Source organism: Pseudomonas sp. EL_65y_Pfl1_R83 (assembly GCF_963970695.1).
GTDB classification, from domain to species: domain Bacteria; phylum Pseudomonadota; class Gammaproteobacteria; order Pseudomonadales; family Pseudomonadaceae; genus Aquipseudomonas; species Aquipseudomonas tritici.
The window spans coordinates 1-478 of sequence record NZ_CAXAQI010000347.1 but is presented as its reverse complement, the minus strand read 5'-3'; the positions used below and the strand labels follow the sequence as shown (position 1 = coordinate 478).

At 68.2% G+C, this 478-nt stretch carries 1 protein-coding gene; it reads left to right on the top strand.

Annotated elements, in window-relative coordinates; all coding sequences use genetic code 11:
* Nucleotides 1–478, top strand: a 478-nt coding sequence (locus AACY08_RS29220) for a hypothetical protein (RefSeq protein ID WP_445262065.1), incomplete at both ends; no start/stop codon positions are given.

Here is a 478-nt window from a genome sequence, read left to right as displayed (position 1 = left end):
CGATCGATCCCGACGCGCGGCTGCTCAGCATCCCGCGCAGCAAGGGTGATCAGGAGGGGGAGGGGGCGACCGCCTATCTGAGCCCGCGTACGGTGCGTGCGATTGCGGCTTGGTTGGAGGCGGCCGGCATAGGGGAAGGGGCGGTGTTTCGACGCGTGAACGTGCGGCGGTACAAGGCGAGGGCGGCGGTGCGCGGACGGAGGATCGACAGCATCTCGGGGCGCGAGTCTTGGGATCTGCGGAAGACGCTGTCGAAGCCCGCGGTGCCTGCGCGGGTCGAGTATGATGTGGGGGAGGGCGCGCTGCATCCCGCATCGGTTGGCCCGATCTATCGGTCGATGATCCAGCGCGCGTTCGACTGTGGAGCTCTGGCCGATCTCACCGCCGACGACCTGGTCCGGCTGCTCAAGGGGATCAGCGCGCATTCGACGCGCGTGGGGCTCAACCAGGACCTGTTTACCAGCGGCGAGGATCTGGC